The sequence below is a fragment of the Kribbella sp. NPDC050241 genome (assembly GCF_044459685.1).
GTDB lineage: Bacteria > Actinomycetota > Actinomycetes > Propionibacteriales > Kribbellaceae > Kribbella.
In genome coordinates this window covers 798,230-814,822 of record NZ_JBITJE010000001.1, presented here as the reverse complement: position 1 = coordinate 814,822, position 16,593 = coordinate 798,230, and the positions used below count along the sequence as shown (strand labels likewise).

13 protein-coding genes are annotated in these 16,593 nt (G+C 69.2%); 4 read left to right on the top strand and 9 right to left on the bottom strand.

The features are described from left to right. Window positions 1–38 precede the first annotated feature (38 nt). Complete coding sequence (locus tag ACIBG5_RS03730) at window positions 39–611, bottom strand: HEAT repeat domain-containing protein (RefSeq protein ID WP_396389887.1); 573 nt, start codon at window positions 609–611, stop codon at window positions 39–41. Between the two features lie 81 nt (window positions 612–692). Here ACIBG5_RS03730 and ACIBG5_RS03725 point away from each other — a divergent pair, with 81 nt between their 5' ends. Both ACIBG5_RS03725 and ACIBG5_RS03720 read left to right on the top strand, forming a co-directional pair. Next, window positions 693–1,298, top strand: coding sequence for an RNA polymerase sigma factor (locus ACIBG5_RS03725; protein WP_396389886.1), 606 nt, complete (start codon window positions 693–695; stop codon window positions 1,296–1,298). Then, window positions 1,295–2,350, top strand: coding sequence for a hypothetical protein (locus tag ACIBG5_RS03720; RefSeq protein WP_396389885.1), 1,056 nt, complete (start codon window positions 1,295–1,297; stop codon window positions 2,348–2,350). Before ACIBG5_RS03725 ends, ACIBG5_RS03720 begins: the two co-directional genes overlap by 4 nt. A 77-nt stretch (window positions 2,351–2,427) precedes the next feature. Here the strand turns inward: ACIBG5_RS03720 and acnA are convergent, their stop codons facing one another. The 5 genes from acnA to ACIBG5_RS03695 all read right to left on the bottom strand — a co-directional run bounded on the left by acnA (window position 2,428) and on the right by ACIBG5_RS03695 (window position 13,241). Further along, complete coding sequence (gene acnA, locus ACIBG5_RS03715) at window positions 2,428–5,202, bottom strand: aconitate hydratase AcnA (protein WP_396389884.1); 2,775 nt, start codon at window positions 5,200–5,202, stop codon at window positions 2,428–2,430. A 143-nt stretch (window positions 5,203–5,345) separates the two neighbouring features. Beyond that, the gene (locus tag ACIBG5_RS03710; protein ID WP_396389883.1) at window positions 5,346–6,278 is read right to left on the bottom strand and encodes an LLM class F420-dependent oxidoreductase; all 933 of its coding nucleotides are present in this window, start codon (window positions 6,276–6,278) and stop codon (window positions 5,346–5,348) included. Window positions 6,279–6,288: 10 nt separating this feature from the next. Beyond that, entirely contained in the window at window positions 6,289–9,984 is a 3,696-nt protein-coding gene (locus tag ACIBG5_RS03705; protein WP_396389882.1) for a hypothetical protein, read from the bottom strand. A gap of 36 nt (window positions 9,985–10,020) precedes the next feature. After that, window positions 10,021–11,217: a class I SAM-dependent RNA methyltransferase gene (locus ACIBG5_RS03700; protein WP_360439682.1), complete on the bottom strand. Its 1,197-nt coding sequence runs from the start codon at window positions 11,215–11,217 to the stop codon at window positions 10,021–10,023. Continuing rightward, entirely contained in the window at window positions 11,214–13,241 is a 2,028-nt protein-coding gene (locus ACIBG5_RS03695) for an APC family permease (protein ID WP_396389881.1), read from the bottom strand. The genes ACIBG5_RS03700 and ACIBG5_RS03695 overlap by 4 nt, the downstream gene beginning before the upstream one ends. A gap of 120 nt (window positions 13,242–13,361) precedes the next feature. On the opposite strand from ACIBG5_RS03695, the gene ACIBG5_RS03690 reads away from it, so the two are divergent. Next, entirely contained in the window at window positions 13,362–14,024 is a 663-nt protein-coding gene (locus tag ACIBG5_RS03690; RefSeq protein WP_360439688.1) for a TrkA family potassium uptake protein, read from the top strand. Next, window positions 14,024–14,698, top strand: coding sequence for a TrkA family potassium uptake protein (locus tag ACIBG5_RS03685; protein ID WP_131352281.1), 675 nt, complete (start codon window positions 14,024–14,026; stop codon window positions 14,696–14,698). Before ACIBG5_RS03690 ends, ACIBG5_RS03685 begins: the two co-directional genes overlap by 1 nt. Window positions 14,699–14,704: 6 nt before the next feature. Here the strand turns inward: ACIBG5_RS03685 and ACIBG5_RS03680 are convergent, their stop codons facing one another. From ACIBG5_RS03680 to ACIBG5_RS03670, 3 genes are read right to left on the bottom strand one after another with little or no spacing between them, the layout of a single operon-like run. Then, the gene (locus ACIBG5_RS03680; RefSeq protein ID WP_396389879.1) at window positions 14,705–15,535 is read right to left on the bottom strand and encodes a DUF3159 domain-containing protein; all 831 of its coding nucleotides are present in this window, start codon (window positions 15,533–15,535) and stop codon (window positions 14,705–14,707) included. Beyond that, complete coding sequence (locus ACIBG5_RS03675; protein ID WP_360439694.1) at window positions 15,528–15,917, bottom strand: OB-fold nucleic acid binding domain-containing protein; 390 nt, start codon at window positions 15,915–15,917, stop codon at window positions 15,528–15,530. The genes ACIBG5_RS03680 and ACIBG5_RS03675 overlap by 8 nt, the downstream gene beginning before the upstream one ends. An 18-nt stretch (window positions 15,918–15,935) precedes the next feature. Continuing rightward, window positions 15,936–16,574: a DUF3710 domain-containing protein gene (locus ACIBG5_RS03670; RefSeq protein WP_396389877.1), complete on the bottom strand. Its 639-nt coding sequence runs from the start codon at window positions 16,572–16,574 to the stop codon at window positions 15,936–15,938. Between the last annotated feature and the right edge of the window lie 19 nt (window positions 16,575–16,593).

The following is a 16,593-nucleotide window of genomic DNA, read 5'->3' as shown; positions in this document are numbered from 1 at the left end:
GGTGTGCGGCGGCTGACCTCCAGGTGACCATCGGGTGACTAGGTACGCCGTTCGAAACGGCGATCAAGCCGCTTCTCCAAGCGGGCCAGCGCTGCCTCGGCGGCCGCTCGCACGGACGGGTCCGGATCGTCCGTCAACTCCTGCAGCGACTCCGCGTGCTCGGCCTCGCCGGCGGCCCCGATCGCCCGGGCGGCCGCGGCGCGGACCCGGGGAAGCTCGTGCGACAGATCCGGGACGAGCGCGTCCACCAGTTGACCCAGCTCGTGCTTCGCGGTGATGCGGGCGACGTGCTCACGAACGCGCCAGGCCGGGTCTTTCACGGCGACCAGGAGTGCGTCGACGACATCGTCGCGCCACACGTAGAGGAATACCCGGGCCGCCCAGACGCGGATCCAGTAGTAGTTCACCGGGTCGACGGGCTCCGACCAGCCACCCGGGTTGACGCTGCCCGTGATCGCCGCCAGCTTCGGCAGGTCGGCGCCGTACGCGTCCTCCCCCGAGATCTCGCCGGTGAGGAAGGCGATGCACCAGTCGATCACCGTGTCCTGCCCGTGCTCGGCACACGCGCGCAGCACGACCTCGCGGGGATGGTCACGACCCTCGGCAGCCATACGGTCAGTAAAGCCGCACCCGCCGACAAATTCTCGACGCCGACCTGTAACGACCCCCGCGGTCCCGGACATGGATCCGATATGACGAGTACGCCGAGTCCACCCCGACCCCGACCGGTGGCACTTCGCGCCGTTTCGGATCGTGAACTCCGCTTCCGCGAGCTCTTCGAGGACAACTACCGGCAGCTGCTCGGCTACGCGCTGCGACGCGTGGCGTCGCCCGACGACGCCGCCGATATCGTCGCGGACACCATGCTCGTGGCCTGGCGCCGGTTCGAAGAGGTACCGGTCGACGGCACCGCGCGGCTGTACCTGTACGGCGTGGCCCGCCGCGTCCTCGCCAACCACCGGCGCGGCGAGATCCGGCGGGACCGGCTGGCCGAGCGGCTGCGCTTGCAACTGGCCGACGCCGCGCCGGACCAGACCAGCCTGGCCGACTCCGCGGTCGCGATCCGGGAGGCACTCGCCCAGTTGAGCGACAGCGATCGGGAACTGCTCATGCTCACCGGCTGGGACGGCCTCGATCCGCGCGAGGCCGCGGTCGTGCTCGGTGTCCCGGCCCGCACCGTCCGGACCAGGTTGCACCGGGCCCGGGCGAGATTGCGCCAGGTCGTCGGAGACGCTTTCACCGGTGCCGGACACGTACGGGATGACAAGCACGCGCCAGCGGTTCAGGAGGAGCAATGAACGACCACGAGCTCGACCGGCTGCTCGCGCGGGCCAACCCGTTCGGCGACGACTCGGTCCGGCGACTGCCGGCCGATGCCGCCGCGTCCGACCTGTTGGAGGAGATCGTGACCACCACCGCACCGACCCCCGAGCTGAGACCGAACCGCCGGCGACGCGTCATTGTCCTCGTCGCCGCCGCGGCGGCGATCGTCATCGCGCTCACCGGTGTGTTCTTCCCGCGCGGCAACCCCGCCGCTCCCACCTCTGCGTACGCCGCCGAGGTCCGCGCGGTCGCGGAGGCGAACCAGCGGCTGCTCGTCGACGCGCCCGGCTGGAAGGTCAGCCGGGTCGACGAGTTCACCGCCGACCTCGGTGAGATGGCATTTGCCCACGGCAACCAGCGCCTCGACGTGTTCTGGCGGCCGGCGAGCCAGTACCGGACGTACTCCGACGACCGGGCCCACGACAACACCCACCAGCCGATCGAGCTCCTCGGCCAGCACGGGACGATCTTCCGGTACGGCGACTCCACGGACTTCACCACGATCCTGGAGCCGAAAGGCAACAACTTCCTCGAGATCCGCGCCGACCTCGGCTCGGAGGCGGCGTACCGGGAGCTGATCGGGAAGCTGAAGTCGGTCGGCGTCGACGAGTGGCTCGATGCCCTGCCCGCGTCAGCGGTCAAGCCGGCCGACAACAAGAAGGCCGTCGACGGGATGCTCGAAGGCCTGCCGCTGCCGGACGGGTTCGACAAGGCGCCGCTCTACCAGCAGACCGTCAACGACCGGTACCAGGTCGGAGCCCGCGTCACCGGTGCCGTCAGCTGCGCGTGGCTGAACCAGTGGACCGCGGCGAAGAAGTCCGGTGACAAGGCGAAGGTTGCCGAAGCGGTCGCCGCGATGAAGACCAGCCACAGCTGGCCGATCCTGAAGGAGATGGCCAAGGGCGGCGACTACCCGCGCGTGCTCTGGTCCTACGCCGACAGCATCGCGAAGGACCAGGCGCCGGCAGGGCTGACGAGGACCCCCGATGCGGAGCTCGGCTACGTGGACGGGCTCGGCTGCAAGTAGTCCACAGACGAGTACGGCGTACTCCGGTTGAGGGGCCGGGGTACGCCGTACTTTTGTTGCTGTCAGCCCGCTTGCTGTCAGCCCGCGATCAGGGAACGGAGCACGTACTGCAGGATGCCGCCGTTGCGGTAGTAGTCGGCCTCTCCTGGGGTGTCGATCCGGACCACGGCGTCGAACTCCTTCACAGAGCCGTCGGGCGAGGTCACCTTGACGTGCACGGTGCTCGGGACTTCTCCGTCGTTCAGCGCGGTGACGCCGGTGATGTCGAACGTCTCCTCGCCGGTCAGGCCGAGCGACTCGGCGGTCTCACCTTCGGGGTACTGCAGCGGGAGAACACCCATACCGATCAGGTTCGACCGGTGGATTCGCTCGAAGGACTCGGTGATCACGGCCTTCGCGCCGAGCAGCGCCGTACCCTTGGCGGCCCAGTCCCGCGACGAACCCGAGCCGTACTCCTTGCCGGCCAGGATCACCAGCGGCGTACCGGCCTCGGCGTACGACTGCGCCGCATCGTAGATCGAGGTGACGGGGGCGTCGTCCTTGGTGAAGTCGCGGGTGAAGCCGCCCTCGGTGCCGGGGGCGATCTGGTTGCGCAGCCGGATGTTCGCGAACGTGCCGCGGATCATCACCTCGTGGTTGCCGCGGCGCGACCCGTACGAGTTGAAGTCCTTGCGCGCGACGCCGTGGTCGGCCAGGTACGTGCCGGCCGGGCTGTCGGCCTTGATCGAACCGGCCGGGGAGATGTGGTCGGTGGTGACCGAGTCGCCCAGCTTGGCCAGCACCCGGGCACCGGCGATGTCGGTGACCGGCTCCGGGTCCTTCGCCATCCCGTCGAAGTACGGAGGCTTGCGCACGTACGTCGAGTCGGCGTCCCAGGCGAAGGTCTTGCCCTCGGGCGTCGGCAGCGACTGCCAGCGCTCGTCACCGGCGAACACGTCGGCGTAGTCCTTGGTGAACATCTCCTTGCTGATCGAGGAGGCGATCACCTGCTCGACCTCGTCCGCGGCCGGCCAGATGTCCTTCAGGAACACGTCGTTGCCGTCGGTGTCCTTGCCCAGGGCATCGGTCTCGAAGTCGAAGTCCATCGTCCCGGCCAGCGCGTAGGCGATCACCAGCGGCGGGCTCGCCAGGTAGTTCATCTTGACGTCGGGGTTGATCCGGCCCTCGAAGTTCCGGTTCCCGGACAGCACCGAGACGACCGCCAGGTCGGCCTCCTGCACGCCGGCCGAGACGGGCTCGGGCAGTGGGCCGGAGTTACCGATGCAGGTGGTGCAGCCGTAGCCGACGAGGTGGAACCCGAGCTTCTCCAGGTACGGCGTGACGCCGGCCTTCTCGTAGTAGTCGGTGACGACCTTCGACCCGGGCGCGAGCGACGTCTTCACCCACGGCTTGGACGCCAGGCCCTTGTCGACCGCGTTCTTCGCCAGCAGGGCGGCCGCCAGCATCACCGACGGGTTCGACGTGTTGGTGCAGGAGGTGATGCTCGCGATCACGACGTGGCCGTGGTCGAGCTCGATCTCCGCGCCGTCCATGCTGATCGTGGTCTTCTTCGACGGACGCCCCGGGCCGCCGTGCGGCACGTGCGGTTCGTCGTTCACGTTGCCGTGACCGTTCGGCGCGTCGCTGGCCGGGAAGCTCCCGGTCTCCGACGGGTCGACGTCCAGCTCCTCGGTCGCGTAGTCGGTCAGCGCACCGCGGAACGCCTCCTTGGCCTCGCTCAGCGCGACCCGGTCCTGCGGCCGCTTCGGCCCGGCGATCGACGGTACGACGGTCGACAGGTCCAGCTCGAGGTACTCCGAGAACCGCGGCTCGACCGACTGGTCGTGCCACAGGCCCTGCTCCTTGGCGTACGCCTCGACCAGCGCGACGTCCTGGTCGCTGCGACCGGTCAGCCGCAGGTAGTCCAGCGTCACGTCGTCGATCGGGAAGATCGCGCAGGTGGAGCCGAACTCCGGGCTCATGTTGCCGATCGTGGCGCGGTTCGCCAGCGGCACGGCCGCGACACCCTCGCCGTAGAACTCGACGAACTTGCCGACCACGCCGTGCTTGCGCAGTTGCTGGGTGATGGTGAGCACCACGTCGGTCGCGGTCGCACCGGCCGGCACCGCGCCGGTCAGCTTGAAGCCGACGACCTTCGGGATCAGCATCGACACGGGCTGGCCGAGCATGGCCGCCTCGGCCTCGATGCCGCCGACGCCCCAGCCGAGCACACCGAGGCCGTTCACCATCGTGGTGTGGCTGTCGGTGCCGACGCAGGTGTCGGGGTAGGCCACACCGTCACGGACCATGACGGTGCGGGCGAGGTGCTCGATGTTCACCTGGTGCACGATGCCGGTGCCCGGCGGGACGACCTTGAAGTCGTCGAACGCGGTCTGGCCCCAGCGGAGGAACTGGTAGCGCTCACCGTTGCGCTGGTACTCGAACTCGACGTTGCGCTCGAACGCGTCCGGCCGGCCGAAGACGTCGGTGATGACCGAGTGGTCGATGACCAGCTCGGCCGGGGCGAGCGGGTTGATCTTGGTCGGGTCGCCACCGAGCTCGGCGACCGCCTCGCGCATGGTGGCCAGGTCGACCACACACGGCACACCGGTGAAGTCCTGCATGATCACCCGGGCCGGGGTGAACTGGATCTCGGTGTCGGGCGCCGCGTTCTGGTCCCAGCTGCCGAGCTTGGTGATGTGCTCGGCGGTGATGTTCGCGCCGTCCTCGGTGCGCAGCAGGTTCTCCAGCAGCACCTTGAGCGAGTATGGCAACGTGTCCGCGCCCTCGATGCCCGCCAACCTGAAGATCTCGTACGACTGTCCGTTGACCTCGAGTGCACCCTTGGCACCGAAGCTGTCGACGCTGGCCATCAGCCTGCTCCTCTATCCGGTCCTGTTCGCTGAACCCATCCTGCCGAGCACCCGGCCCGGCCGCGAGGTCAGGTCTCCCTAACCTCGCGCCACAAACTCTCTCGACATCAAGATACACGACATCGAGCCACCCTCGTGAACCTTCAGGAAACCTGTGGAAGAACCTCGGCGGCGATGAGGTCGAGGTGGTCCAGGTCCTGCAGGTCCATGATCTGGACGTACTGGCGCTGCGATCCGGCCGCGGCGAACCGGCCGAGGCGATCGACGACCTCGGCGGGGGTGCCGGCGATCGAGTTCTGCCTCAGGTCGTCGACGTCGCGGCCGATCGCGTCGGCGCGCCGCCTGACCTCCGCGTCGTCCTTGCCGACGACAACGGTGTGTGCGGTCGAGAGGGCGAGCGTCTGGGGGTCGCGGCCGGCTGTCTCGCAGGCCGCCTGGACCCGCTTGAAGAGCGTCTCGGTCTCCTCGACCGAGCGGAACCCGGCGTTGAACTCACTCGCGTACTGCGCCGCGAGGGCCGGCGTACGCTTCTTGCCCGCACCGCCGACAATGACCGGCGGGTGTGGCTGCTGGACCGGCTTCGGCAGCGCCGGCGAGTCGGTCAGCTGGTAGTGCTTGCCGACGAAGTCGTACTTGTCCCCCACCGGCGTGTCCCACAGGCCGGTGATCAGCTCGAGCTGCTCGGTCAGCAGGTCGAAGCGGCCAGGGGTGTCCGGGAAGTCCAAGCCGTACGCCTTGTGCTCCGCCTCGTACCAGCCGGCCCCGAGGCCCAGCTCGGCGCGGCCGCCGCTCATCTGGTCCACCTGCGCGACCGTGATCGCGAGCACGCCCGGATTGCGGTACGTCGCCGAACTGACGAGCGTGCCGAGCTTGATCCGCTGCGTCTCACGGGCCAGGCCGGCCAGCGTGATCCACGCGTCGGTCGGTCCTGGCAGGCCGTCGTGGTCGCCCATCACCAGATAGTGGTCGGACCGGAAGAACGCGTCGAACCCGTTCTCCTCGGTCTTGCGTGCCACCGCGAGCAGATCGTCGTACGAGGCACCTTGCTGGGGTTCGGTGAAGATCCTGAGAAGCATGGCGCCAACGCTATCTTGCGCTCGTGTACAGCCTCTCCAGGTACGACGGTTGCCACTGGGGACCGCGACCGTACAGCCGCCGGACCAGACCGTTGACGTCGAGCCGCGGCTCGACCGGGTTGTCCCACCAGTCCGGGACGCGGTCGTACCACCGATCCACCCGCATGGTCCGGCCCGCCGCGTCGATCCGTGCGAACAACCAACCGCCGAGCTCGCTCTCCGCCTCGGTCACCCACAGGTCGCCGAGCAGCCCGCTCAGCTTGTCCGCGGCGAACTCCGGGTCGTCCACGTCCGGAGGCTCCAGGTCGAACCGGTACGACGGCGCGGCCGGGTCGAGCACCTGGACCTGGATGGTGAACCCCGATGGGGTGATCGCGGTCCTCGCGCGGCACCACGCATGCAGCGCCTCGAACGCCACCGACTCCTGCGGTCGCGGCCGGGGACGCTCCACCTCGGCTCGCAGCGCTTCCTCGATGGACCCTGGCACGAGCTCGATGCCCGGCCCGTCAGAACCCGCCAGCGCGAGCCCAGGGATCGACATCCGATCGATGACCCGAGCAGCCGGGACACCTACATCTGGACTGACCCCGTTCGGCACCCCATCCGACTCCGGCGGGCCGTCGGCGCCGACCACCGGTACGGCACCCGTCGGCGTGTCATCGTCATCCGCACCCACCACCGGCACGGCACCCGTCGGCGTGTCGTCATCCGAGAAGCCGTCGGCCGCCACGACCGGCACAGATCCAGTCGGCACATCGTCGTCCGCACCCGGAAAGCCGTTCGCCTGCACGACCGGCACAGACCCGGTCGGCACGTCGTCGTCATCCACACCCCGGAAGCCATTCGCGTGCACGACCGACCCGGTCGGCACGTCGTCGTTGTTCGCACCCGGGAAGCCATTCGCCTGCACGACCGACCCGGTCGGCACGTCGTCGTTATCCGTAGTCGGGAAGTTGGCGGCTCCGACCGCCGTGACGGACCCGGTGGGCACGTCGTCGTTCTGGGATCTGGCGTCGGCGTTCACCACAGGCACGGGGCCGGTCGGCACCTCGTCGTCCATCGGACCTGAGGCCGCGGTCGCCTCGTGCGCATTCACGATCGGCGTGGGCCCCACGGCGACGTCGTCCTCGATCACCGGGATCTCCCCGGTCGGCGCGTCCGCATCCGCCACCGGCACGGAGTACGCACCAGCGTCCTCCGCCTGCCAGGCCCCGCCCGGGGACTCGTCCCACACGTCCGACCCCGACGCCTGTGCAGCCGACGCGTGCGGAGCCGACTCCGGCTCGGCCTGAGCCCAGTGCTCCCGCGCTTGTGCAGGTTCAGCCTGTCCCCACCGCTCGTCTTCCGGATCCGGCTGGTGCCAGGGCGCGGTCTCCTGCTCTGGCTGCTGGTAGTGGGCGGCCTCGGACACGGGCTGAGCCCACCGCTCGTGCTCGCGCTCCGGCTGTGAAGCCGGCTCCGACCGGGGCCAGTGGTTCGGGTCGTGCTGAGGCCCGGGGCCGGGCTGGGTCCGGTGGTTCGGGTCCGGACGGGGCTCGGCGTGGGGCTGGGTCCACTGGTTGGGGTCGGGGGCCGACCAGGGCCCTTGGTCTGGATCGGGCTCTGGTTGTGGCTGAGGGGTTGGGTCCGGTTCCGGGGTGAGTGGTTCTGGCTCGGGGTCGGGCCATGGCTGGGGGTCCGGATCTGGCTCTGGGTGCGGCTGCGGGTCCGGTGTCGGGTGCGGCGCGGGCTCCGGGTGGGGCTCGGGGCGCGGGAACGGGTCCGGTGTTGGCGACGGCTGTGGGTCCGGTTGCGGCCAGGGCGCCGGGTGGGGCTCTGGTTGCGGCCAAGGCTCCGGCTGGGGCTGCGGCCACGGTTGCGGTTGAGGGTGAGGCTCGACTTGAGCCTTAGCCTCGACCGGAGCCTCAGGCAGCTCCGCGGACACGGCCGGGACCTCGGCCGTCTGGTCGTCCAGCTCGTCGACCCGAACCGCGGGAACCTCAGCGGTCTGATCGTCCTCGGGCTCCTCCACTGCCACCGGCGCGAACGGCGACGGCCCGGTGAACGACGCCAACTCCTCGTCGTCCTGATCCTCGGACGAGTCCACCTCGCCCCGCGCAACGCCGGCCTCGCCCTGCGCAGCGCCGGCCTGGTCGCGTGGGGGGACAGCCTCGTCGCGTGCGACCTCGGCGACGAATGGTGACTGCTGGGGTCCTGGGTTGACCGGCGCGAAAGGCGACTGGGCTGCTTGTGGCTCTGGCGTGGGTGCGTCGGGGACGGCGGCTATTTCTGCGGTCGGGGCTTCGTCGTCATCGGAGGGGGTGACCGGCTCGGGGTGGTAGCTGGCGGGATCCTCGACCCACAGCCCGTTGATCCAGGCGCCACCCACCCATTCGCGTTCGGGTTCAGGCTCGGGTGCGGCCGGCTCGTCGGCGAACGGGTTGTACTCGCTGGTGGCTCCCTGCTCGCTCCAGCCGGCCTGCTCGGCGGTCTCCCAGTCCTGCTCAGCCGCGTCCTGCTGGTACGACGCAGCAGAGGGACCGTCCGCGAACAGACTCGCGTAGAAGTCCTCCCCCTCGTGCACCCCACCACCGACACGCGGCGGCTCCGACGAAGGCAGCCCACCGCCGTACAGCGGCAGCCCTCCACCCGACACATCGTCCGGCAGATACGTCCCAGGAGCCGGCCCACCGGCCGCACCACCGCCCTCGAAACCGGTCGGCTGCTCGGGCTCAGGCACGTTGTCGTGCTTACGCCGCCGCAGCCAGCCCTGCTTCTTGTTGGTGACCCCGTACTCCGCCGGCGCCTCCGGCCGGTACGCGACCTGCTGGTACACCGCGGGCCCCTCGTACGCAGGCTCCTCATACCCAGGCTGCTCGTCGTACACAGGCTGCTCGTACGACGGGACCTGTGGGGCCTCGTCGATCGGCTGGCCGGTGAACGGGCTGATGCCGGGAGGCACGATGAAGGACTGCTCGTCCACCTCGTCCACCGGGAGTGGCCCGTCGGATGCTCCAATCACAACATCCTCAACGACCGACACCTCGGCTGTGTCAGGGTCGTCGGCCAAACTTTCCGCGACTGCAAAGTTCCGGGTGAAGTCCTCCGCCGCGACGACGCCGGACGGCAGGTCCGGCTGGACCGGCGACCGCGCGTCGATCTCGAAGTGATCGAAGAACTCCTGCAGCGCCTCGAAGGAGATCCCGGACGAGCCGGCGGTCTGGATCAGTTGCACCCCGAACGGCTGCAACTCGTCCAGTCCACCGAGGTAGTCCGCCCACTCCGCGACCCACTCGATCATCTCTGCGGCAGCGTCCGAGTCCGACGTGATCCACTGCCCGATCTGCGTGAACCCGTCCTCGGCCGGCTGCCACGGGTCTCCCGGGTACGCCGCTCGCGCCCACGTCCCGTTGAACGCGCCGTACACGAACCCGAGCTCGCCGGCGGTCTGGCGACGCCGCACCTCCGGCTGGCCGATCCAGTCCGGCGACCCCGCCAACAGGTCGGCGCGCCTCGTCTGGCTGTGCTGGGTGTGGAACCCGAACAGCACCGCACGCCCGTCCTCGAGCCGCACCATCCGCAGCACCGACCCGGTCTCGTCCTGGTGGTGGTACCCGTCCTCGTCGGCGTACCACCGCCGGTCGAACCCGGTGGCATGGGCGACCGCGGCGAGTGCGGTCCAGCGGGCGCGCAACTCCTCCGGGTCGTCCAGGTCAACGAGCGGCATCAGGTCTCCAGCGCATTGGAATCCAGGGCCAGAACGCTACCCGAGCCCTCCGGACACCACCACTTCACTGTCCACCGGCTCGAGGATGGCGACGCACTCGATGTGGTGGGTCATGCCGAAGAGGTCGAACGCCCGCAGCGACGCGATCCCGTATCCGAGCTTCCCGAACGTCTTCAGATCCCGCGCCAGCGCCGCCGGGTCACACGCCACGTACGCCACCCGTCGCGGCGCCAGCGCCGCGATCCGGCGTACGACGTCCTTGCCGGCACCCGTCCGCGGTGGGTCGAGCACGACCAGGTCCACGTGTTCGAGCCCCTGCCCGGCGGCCGCGTTCAGCACGCGGTCGACGTCACCGGTCTCCAGCGTGACCCCCGGCAGGTCGTGCAGGTTCCGCCGCGCGTTGCGCACCGCGTCCTTGTCACCTTCGATCGCCAGTACGGCGCACCCCGCCTCGGCCAGGAACGCCGCGAACAGTCCGACCCCGGAGTACAGATCCAGCGCAGTCTCGCCCGCCGAGGGCTCCAGTCCGCTCAGTACGGCGTCCACCAGCGTCTCCGGAGCGGCCGGATGCACCTGCCAGAACCCACCGGCCTCCACCCGGAACCGCCGGTCGCGCACCACCTCGACGACCCGTCCGCCTGGCTCCTCGCCTGTCAGTACGGCGGTCTTGCCCTCCGACGACACGACAGCCTGCACTGACGACTCGCCCGGCCACCGCTGCCCGAGTACGTCAGGCGTGTCCGGGTGAGCGATCAGGCACCGCTCGATCGGGATCAGGTCATGCGAGCGGTGCGCGTACATGCCTGGTCGTCCGTCGACCACGGCGTACCGCATCCGGGTGCGCCAGCCGAGGCCGTCGTCGCCCGGCGACTCCATCACCACCGTGCGCTCGATACCACCGATCCGCCGGAGCGTGTCCGAAACCACCGTGGCCTTCAGTCGCCGCTGCTCGACGATGTTGGCGTGCTGGAAGTCGCACCCGCCGCACAGCCCCGGTCCGGCGTACGGGCAGGGCGCCTCGATCCGCTGCGGTGACGGTGTCAGTACCTGCACGGCGTCAGCCCGCAGGTACTTCGCGGTCTGCTCGGTGATGCGGGCATGGACCAGCTCACCCGGCAACGCGTGCCGGACGAAGACCACCTGCCCCTCGTGCCGGGCCACACAGTGTCCCCCGTGCGCTACTGGTCCTACTTCCAGCTCGACTACCGTCCCGACGATGTCCTCGTCCGTCACCGATCTCCTGACGCCTTGCGGGCCCCACGCCGTACCTGGCCGGCCACCCGTTCCACCCGATCCTGCCGTTCCTCGGCCACCTGCGAAGAGATCAGCTGGTAAGGAACGGACGTAACCATCACACCAGGTGTGAACAAGAGCCGCCCCTTGAGCCGCAGTGCGCTCTGGTTGTGCAGGATGTGCTCCCACCAGTGCCCGACCACGTATTCGGGGATGTAGACCATCACCACATCGCGCGGCGACTGCCGCCGGATGTCGCGCACGTACTGCAGGATCGGCCGGGTGATCTCCCGGTACGGCGAGGCGAGGCGCTTCAGCGGAATCGGGATACCCCGGCTGTCCCACTCGGCCTGCAGGGCCTCCGACTCGTCTCGGTCGACGTCGACCGTGACCGCCTCGAGCATGTACGGCCGGGCCGCCTTGGCGAACGCCAGCGCCCGCAGGGTCGGCTTGTGCAGCTTCGACACCAGCACGATCGAATGCACCCGGGACGGCAGCATCAGCGGCTCGTCGCCCTCGACCGCCATCTGCTCGCTGACCCGGTTGTAGTGCCGGCGGATGCCCTTCATCAGCAGGAACAGCACCACCATAGCGATGATCGCGATGTAGGCACCGTGGGTGAACTTGGTGATCAGCACGATGATCAGCACGATCCCGGTCAGGCTCAGACCGATCGCGTTGATCACCCGGGACCGGATCATCTTCCGGCGTTTGGCCGGGTCGGTCTCGGTCTTCAGATGCCGGGTCCAGTGCCGGATCATGCCGAACTGGCTGAGCGTGAAGCTGACGAACACGCCGACGATGTACAGCTGGATCAGCTTGGTGACCTGGGCGTCGAACGCGATGATCAGCCCGATCGCGCACAGGGCCAGCAGGATGATCCCGTTGCTGTAGGCCAGCCGGTCGCCGCGGGTGTGCAACTGACGCGGCAGGTAGCCGTCCCGGGCCAGGATCGAGGCGAGGACCGGGAAGCCGTTGAACGCGGTGTTCGCGGCCAGCACCAGGATCAGCATGGTCGCGCCGATCACCAGATAGAAGCCCGGCGTGAAGTTCGAGAAGACCGAGTCGCTGATCTGACCGATCACGGTCTTCTGGGTGTAGCTGTCGCCGACCGGCTCCCCGTTGCGATACAGCTGGGTGGCCGGATCCTCGGCGAACCTCAGCTTGATCTTGTTGGCCAGGAACAGGATGCTCATCAGCATCGTGACGGCGACCGTGCCGAGCAGCAGCAGCGTGGTGGCGGCGTTCTTGCTCTTCGGCTTGCGGAACGCGGGGACGCCGTTGCTGATCGCCTCGACACCGGTCAGCGCGGCACAGCCCGACGAGAACGCCCGGGCCAGCAGGAAGACCGCGGCCAATCCGGTAAAGATCTCGTGCCCCGGCTCGGGGCGGACCTCGAACCCCGCGCTCTCGGCCATGGGCAGATTCCCCGCGGTCAGCCGGATCAGGCCCCAGATCGCCATCCCGATGATCGACACCATGAAGATGTACGTCGGGACCGCGAAGATCGCCCCCGACTCGCGGACGCCGCGCAGGTTCATCGCGGTCAGCAGGAGGACCAGGCCGACCGCCAGTGGCACTTCGTGGCCGGCCAGGAACGGCAGCGCGGACTTCGCGTTCTGGACGCCTGACGAGATGGACACCGCGACGGTCATCACGTAGTCCACCATCAGCGCGCTGGCCACGGTCAGTCCGGCCGACGGCCCGATGTTCACCGTGGCGACCTCGTAGTCACCGCCGCCGGACGGGTAGGCGTGCACGTTCTGCCGGTACGACGCGACCACGACGAGCATCACGAAGGCGACCAGCAGGCCGATCTTCCAGGAATAGCTGTACGCCGCCAGACCGGCAATCGACAGGGTCAGGAAGATCTCGTCCGGGGCATAGGCGACCGACGACAGCGCGTCGCTGGCGAACACGGGGAGGGCGATGCGCTTGGGCAGCAAGGTCTCGCCCAACTGCGTGCTGCGCAGTTTGCGTCCGAGCAGCAGCCGTTTACCGATATCGCCGAGAGCGGGGGTCACACCGGTGATGTTAGAGGGAAGCGCGGTCCGTGATGTCAGAGGGAGCCCCGGTCCGGTGTAGCGTCTATCCCTGCCGAGTCCGACCCAGCGGCCCCAGGCGGGGCAGGGAGTGATCACCGAGTGCACGTCGTCATCATGGGCTGCGGCCGCGTCGGGTCGACGCTGGCGCGAGGCCTGGAGAAGCGGGGCCACACGGTCGCGATCATCGACCAGTCGGCCGACGCCTTCCGCCGGCTGAGCCCGAACTTCACCGGCCGGACCATCGTCGGGATGGGCTTCGACCGGGAGATCCTGATCGAGGCCGGGATCGAGGAGGCCGAGGCGTTCGCCGCGGTCTCGAACGGCGACAACTCGAACATCCTGGCGGCCCGCGTGGCCCGGGAGACGTTCGGCATCAGCAACGTGGTCGCGCGGATCTACGACCCCGGACGCGCCGAGGTGTACCAGCGGCTCGGCATCCCGACCGTCGGTACCGTGCGCTGGACCGTCGACCAGATGATGCGCCGGCTGCTGCCCGAAGGGTCAGAGCCGGAGTGGCGCGACCCGTCCGGGACGGTCCGGCTGGCCGAGGTGCATGTGGACTCCGAGTGGGTCGGCCGGCTCGCGTTCGACATCGAGAAGGCCACCGGAGCCCGGGTCGCGTTCCTGACCCGGCTCGGCGAAGGCGTGCTGCCCAAGGCCGACACGGTCATCCAGGAGGGTGACCTGGTGCACGTCGTGATGCTGGAACGGGACGTCGCCGCGATCGAGTCCCAACTCGGCACCAAGCCTGAGGAGCTGTGATGCGGGTAGCCATCGCCGGTGCCGGGAACGTCGGTCGTTCGATCGCCGCCGAGCTGCTGGAGAACGGCCACGAGGTGCTGCTGATCGACAAGGACCCGCGGGCGATCAAGGCCGAGTCGGTGCCGCAGGCCGAATGGCTGCTCGCCGACGCCTGCGAGCTCTCCTCGCTGGAGGAGGCAGCGCTGCAGCGCTGCCAGGTGGCGATCGCCAGCACCGGCGACGACAAGGTCAACCTGGTCGTCTCGCTGCTCGCCAAGACCGAGTTCGGCGTTCCCCGGACCGTTGCCCGGGTCAACCATCCGCGCAACGAGTGGATGTTCAACGAGGCCTGGGGTGTCGACGTCTCGGTGTCGACGCCGCGGATCATGTCCGCGCTCGTCGAGGAGGCGGTCTCGGTCGGCGACCTGGTCCGGCTGTTCACCTTCCGCCAGGGCGACGCGAACCTGGTCGAGCTGACCCTGCCCGAGGACTCCCCCATGATCGGTCAGCGGGTCGGCGACATCGACTGGCCGCTGGACACCGCGCTGGTGGTGATCCTGCGCGAGGGCCGGGTCCTGCGCCCGGACCCGGAAGGCACGCTGGAGCTGAACGACGAGCTCCTGTTCGTCGCGGCCGACGAAACCGAGGAACAGCTCGAGGACATCCTCTCGCCGCACCACCGAAAGAGCGAGTAGAACCTCTTACTTCTTGTTGCCCCGGAGCAGGTGGGTGACCTGGTCGCGTGCCTCGTCCCACTTGTCCGGCGGCAGCGATCCGCGCAGTACGGCGTACGCCATCCACAGGGCCAGGGCGTAGAACGGGAGGCCGAGGCCGACCTTGGCGATGCCGAGTGCGTTCAGGTAGCCGGCCAGGTACAGCGGGACCTGGACGATCAGGCGGATCGCGAACAGGCCGACGAACACCAGCGTCGCCCGCGAGAACCCCTTGAGCATTGCCGGGTCCTTGCGCCACGCGGTGCCGGTCTGGGTGATCACGCCGTACAGAACGCCGAACAGGGGCCAGCGGATCAGCACGGTGATCAGGTACAGAGCGCCGTACCCGAGGTTCGTGAGCAGGCCGGGGACGTAGACGTCCTTCGCGTCGCCGGTCCGGTTCGCGACCCAGGCGGAGATCAGGACGCCGACGAAGCCGCCGAAGACGTTGCGCAGCGGCTGCTTGCGGATCAGGCGGAGTACGGCGACGAGAGCGCCGGAGCCGATCGCGACGATCAGCGCGAGCCGCAGGTTGTGGTCGGTCGCGCCGTAGACGATCAGGAACGCGATCCAGGGCAGGCCGATGTCGAGCAGTGCACCCCAGCCACCGAGCGCGTGGAAGAAGTCCTTGTCGGTGGTCTGGGCCGGCTTCGCGGGCTCCTCGGCCGGCTGCTCCGGCTCCGGAGCGGGCTGCTGGTCCGCGGTGAGTTCGTGCTCGGCGGCGTCGAGTTCGGGGCGCAGGATCTCGACCAGCTTCTCCTCGAGGTTCTCCTCGACCTGGTCGCGACGCGACTGTGGCCCGGACTGTGGGTCAGCCATGCGCGGCCGTCGGACGGAGTTCGTAGCGCGGGTTGAACATCACCCGGTCACCGTCCACGACCCCGATCCGCCCGGAGGCGATCAGTTCCGAGCCGGGGTGGATCCCGGCGATCTTGCGCCGGCCGAGCCAGATCAGCTTGACCGTGCCGGTGCCGTCGTACAACTCGCCCTCCAGTGCCGGTACGCCGCCGCGTGGGCTGAACGTGATGGTGCGCAGCGTGCCGTACAGCGTGACCAGTTCGCGGTCGTGGCAGCCGGTGATGGACCGGGCACCGCAGTCCTGCGCGAAGTCCTGGAGAACCTCGGCGTCCTGCTGGTCCCGGTCACCGGCCAGCCCCCGGAAGGCACGCCGAAACAATCCCTCGGGTTTGTCGCTACCCATGAGTCGAGTGTAGTCCGTTCAGCCCTGTTCCTCGTCCGCGGGCTGAGCGCCCGGCGGGAGCCGCAACGGCAGCGATTCGCGAACGGCCATCGGCTCGCTCCCGCGGACCACGACGACGTTGCGCAGCGCATCCTCCATCGCCGACGCGGCGTCCGGTTCGACCGCGGCGCGGCCGAGCACGGTAGCCCGCAGCAGCCAGCGCGGGCCGTCCACACCGAGCACCCGCGAGGTCTGGCTGAAGATCTGGCCTTCCGGGTCCTCGACCGGCACGACCAGCACCAGTTCGGTGCCGAACGATCCCTCGGACTCGGTCGCCGTACCGCCCATCCGGCTGGCCTCGGCGGCGATCTCCCGCCGTACCTCGGACCAGATGCCGCTCGTCTTCGGTGCCGCGAACGCGCGCAGTTCCAGCGCGGAGTCGTCCAGCACCAGCAGTACTGCCTGCACCTGGCCGCTCTGCTCGTCGACCTGCAGCCGCAGTTCCATCCCGGGCATGCCGGTGACCACCAGCGCGCCCAGGTCGATGCGGTCCTCCGCCTCGAGCACCTCGGGGTCGACCTCGGTGGAGTCGAACGGCCCGACGGCCGGTTCCTCCGGCGCGGCGTCCTGCTCGGTCGCCTCGGGGTCTTCGTTCTTGGCCTTGCGGCGGAAGATCACTGTTCTCTACTTCCCTGGT